Raw genomic sequence first — 3,172 nt, 5'->3', positions numbered from 1 at the left:
CCCGACCTTCTCGGCCAGGGTCATGCGCCCCAGCAGGTCGGCGACGCGCTCATCGACGGACAGAGATGAATCACGATACGGATCAGTTGGGGGCACGTTGCGAAGTCTGACAGTCTGGAACCGGTCCCGCGACCCTGCGGCGGTTCCGGAACCTACACGTGTCAGTGGCCGGGCCACCCGCCTCAGTGGTCGGGGTCGCTCTCGTCGATCGACGGCACCTCGAAGCCGGCCGCGATCACCGCGTCGGTCCGGGCCTCGAGCGCAGCCTTCTCCTGCTCCGCCAGGAACGCGTACTCCGCCTGGATGCCCGGGTCGTCGTTGTCCTCGAGCCGCTCGAAGTAGCGCTGCGTCTCCCGGACGGCGGATGCGTACGCGGCAGCGGCATCCCGGACTGCGATGATCGTCTCGTCGGCCATCCGCCCTTTCTACCCCTCTTCGCTCGATCCCGCCTTCGCTGCCAGCGCCTCGGCCAGCTCGGCCAGCTCGGCGCCCGTGTCGTCGAGCTCCCGCGCGGCCTCCAGGGCCTCCGCGGCGGTCTCGGTGTCGTCCAGGACCAGGGCGAGCTCCGCGCGGTAGGCCAGCGCCTCCGCCATCAGCGCCGGATCCTCGTCCGGCGGGACCTTGCCCAGCGCGCCGTCGAGGATCTTGGCGGCCTGGGCGTGATCGCCCTTCGAATCGGCCAGCACCACGGCGTTCTCCAGCGTGCGGCGAAGGTGGCTGACCGGGCCGGGCGCGCGCACCGGCGCCTTCGCGGTGATCCGGATCCAGTTGCCGCCCGGGTCGACGACGCTGAAGCCGGTGAGGCGGTCGCTGTTGCGCCGCACGCGTGGCCGGGTCATCCGCGGCAGGCCGGAGACCAGGACCCTCCCGTACGCGGCGCGCATGCCGTCGGCGAAGGCCCGGTGCAGGGCCCCGATGTCGTCGACGAGGACCAGGCAGGAGCCGTACGAGGTCTCCGGGTCGAAGCCGGGCATGCCGAAGAAGTGCAGGTGCAGATCCTCCCGGCGCAGCGCGACGTACGGGTTCGGCCGCTCCTGCCGATAGGTGCGCCGGAAGCCCAGCGCCGCGTAGAACTCGGCGATCTCGTCGATGTCGCGGCACGGCAGCAGCGGAACGCTCACCTCATTGGCCATCTAGTCTTTCTACCGTGCTGATCGAAGCCGCCGAGGTCGTCGTCACCAATCCCGACCGAAACTTCGTCACCCTGCGGCTCACCACCGACGACGGCCTCGTCGGGCTGGGCGACGCCACGCTCAACGGCCGGGAGCAGGCCGTGGTCGCCTACCTGGCCGAGCACGTCGCGCCGCTGCTGATCGGCCGGGACGCGCACGCGATCGAGGACACCTGGCAGTTCCTCTACCGGGGCGCGTACTGGCGTCGCGGACCGGTGACGATGGCGGCGATCGCGGCCGTCGACGTGGCGCTCTGGGACATCAAGGCGCAGGCCGCGGGGATGCCGCTCTACCAGCTGCTCGGCGGCGCCTCGCGCACCGGTCTGCTGGCGTACGGGCACGCGAGCGGGCGCGACCTCGCGGAGCTGTCCGACTCGATCCGCGCGCTGCAGGCCGCGGGGTTCGGGGCGATCCGGGTACAGACCGGCGTCTACGGCGTCGCCAACGACGCGTCGGAGGTGTGGGACACCGCCGCCTATCTGCGCGACCTGCCCGGCGTGTTCGAGGCCGTCCGGGCCGAGTTCGGGCCGTCCCTGCCGCTGCTGCACGACGTCCATCACCGGCTGACGCCGATCCAGGCCGCCCGGCTCGGCCGGGCGCTCGAGCCCTACGACCTGTTCTGGCTGGAGGACTGCACGCCGGCCGAGAACCAGGAGGCGCTGCGGCTGGTCCGCTCGCACACCACCACGCCGCTCGCGATCGGCGAGGTGTTCAACACGATCTGGGATTACCGGTCGCTGCTGCAGGAACAGCTGATCGACTACGCCCGCTCCTCGGTCACGCACGCCGGCGGGATCAGCCACCTGCGGCGGATCCTCGACCTCGCGGCGCTGCACCAGATCAAGTCGGGCATGCACGGCCCGCAGGACATCTCGCCGGTGGGGATGGCCGCCGCGCTGCACCTGGGGCTGGCGATCCACAACTTCGGCATCCAGGAGTACGCCCGGCACGGCGAGCGGACGAACGAGGTCTTCCGGCAGTCGTTCACCTTCTCGGACGGCCTGCTGCACCCCGGCTCGGCGCCGGGGATCGGGGTCACCCTGGACGCCGATGCCGCCGGCCGGTATCCGTACCAGGCCGCCTATCTGCCGATCGCCCGATTGAGAGACGGAACACTGCACGACTGGTGAGTCCGGGTTGCCCCCGCTCTCCGCGAGTTGATACGGTTCTCTGCATAGTCATGCGGAGGTCGGTGTGGGCATCAGGGTTGCGGTCGCAGGAGCCAGCGGTTACGCCGGTGGCGAGCTCTTGCGTCTGATCGCGGGGCATCCCGAGTTCGAGCTGGTGGCCGCCACGGCGCACTCGCAGGCCGGGTCGGCGGTGGCCACCGTACACCCCCAGCTGACCGGCCTGGACCTTCCGCTCACGGCCACCGATCCGGCTGCGCTCAGCGAGGCTGACCTGGTCTTTCTCGCCCTGCCGCACGGTCAGTCGGCGGCCCTGGCGGGCCGGCTCCCGGCCTCGGTCAAGGTGGTCGATCTCGGTGCCGACTTCCGGCTCGGCGACGCCGCCGCCTGGGAGCGGTACTACGGCGGGACGCACGCCGGCACCTGGACCTACGGGCTGCCGGAGCTGCCCGGGCAGCGCGACCGGATCAAGGCCGGCGACCGGGTGGCCAACACGGGTTGTTATGCAGCCACGATCACCCTTGCCCTGGCGCCGCTCATCGCCGCCGGTGCGGCCTCGCCCGAGGATGTCGTCGTCGTGGCCGCCTCCGGCACGAGCGGCGCCGGCCGGGCGGCGAAGGTCAACCTGCTCGCGAGCGAGGTGATGGGGGACCTGTCGCCGTACAAGGTGGGCGCCCACCAGCACGTGCCCGAGATCAAGCAGGCCACCGGCGCCACGTCGCTGTCCTTCACCCCGGTGCTGGCCCCGATGCCGCGCGGGATCCTGGCCACGGTCACCGCCGTCCCGACCGGCCGCACCGACCCTCGAGAGGTGCTGGCCGCGGCGTACGCCGACGAGCCCTTCGTGCATCTGCTGCCCGAGGGCTCCTGGCC

Annotated in this window: 4 protein-coding genes; 2 read left to right on the top strand and 2 right to left on the bottom strand. The window is 71.6% G+C overall.

Translation table 11 applies throughout. The annotated features are described in order from the left end of the window. Nucleotides 1-182 precede the first annotated feature (182 nt). Together AB0M20_RS34525 and AB0M20_RS34520 are read right to left on the bottom strand one after the other, a co-directional pair. Nucleotides 183-416, bottom strand: coding sequence for a hypothetical protein (locus AB0M20_RS34525; RefSeq protein WP_364304551.1), 234 nt, complete (start codon nucleotides 414-416; stop codon nucleotides 183-185). Nucleotides 417-425: 9 nt separating this feature from the next. Next, a complete protein-coding gene (locus AB0M20_RS34520) occupies nucleotides 426-1,133 on the bottom strand; it encodes a VOC family protein (RefSeq protein WP_364304549.1) in 708 nt (235 codons plus the stop codon). A gap of 14 nt (nucleotides 1,134-1,147) precedes the next feature. On the opposite strand from AB0M20_RS34520, the gene manD reads away from it, so the two are divergent. Both manD and argC read left to right on the top strand, forming a co-directional pair. Continuing rightward, a complete protein-coding gene (manD, locus tag AB0M20_RS34515; RefSeq protein ID WP_364304547.1) occupies nucleotides 1,148-2,302 on the top strand; it encodes a D-mannonate dehydratase ManD in 1,155 nt (384 codons plus the stop codon). 64 nt (nucleotides 2,303-2,366) lie between these two features. Further along, on the top strand, nucleotides 2,367-3,172 hold an 806-nt coding region (gene argC / locus AB0M20_RS34510; RefSeq protein WP_364304546.1), incomplete at its 3' end, for an N-acetyl-gamma-glutamyl-phosphate reductase.

Origin of the sequence: Actinoplanes sp. NPDC051633 (assembly GCF_040681735.1) — a bacterium.
In the GTDB taxonomy this organism is placed as follows: Bacteria; Actinomycetota; Actinomycetes; order Mycobacteriales; family Micromonosporaceae; genus Actinoplanes.
The sequence above is the reverse complement of the archived record's forward strand: the minus strand, read 5'-3'. Positions and strand labels throughout refer to the sequence as shown.

Excerpts from the sequence above, each read along its gene's own strand:
- AB0M20_RS34525 (WP_364304551.1), bottom strand. The coding sequence starts at position 416 with ATGGCCGACGAGACGATCATCGCAGTCCGGGATGCCGCTGCCGCGTAC.
- AB0M20_RS34520 (WP_364304549.1), bottom strand. The coding sequence starts at position 1,133 with ATGGCCAATGAGGTGAGCGTTCCGCTGCTGCCGTGCCGCGACATCGAC.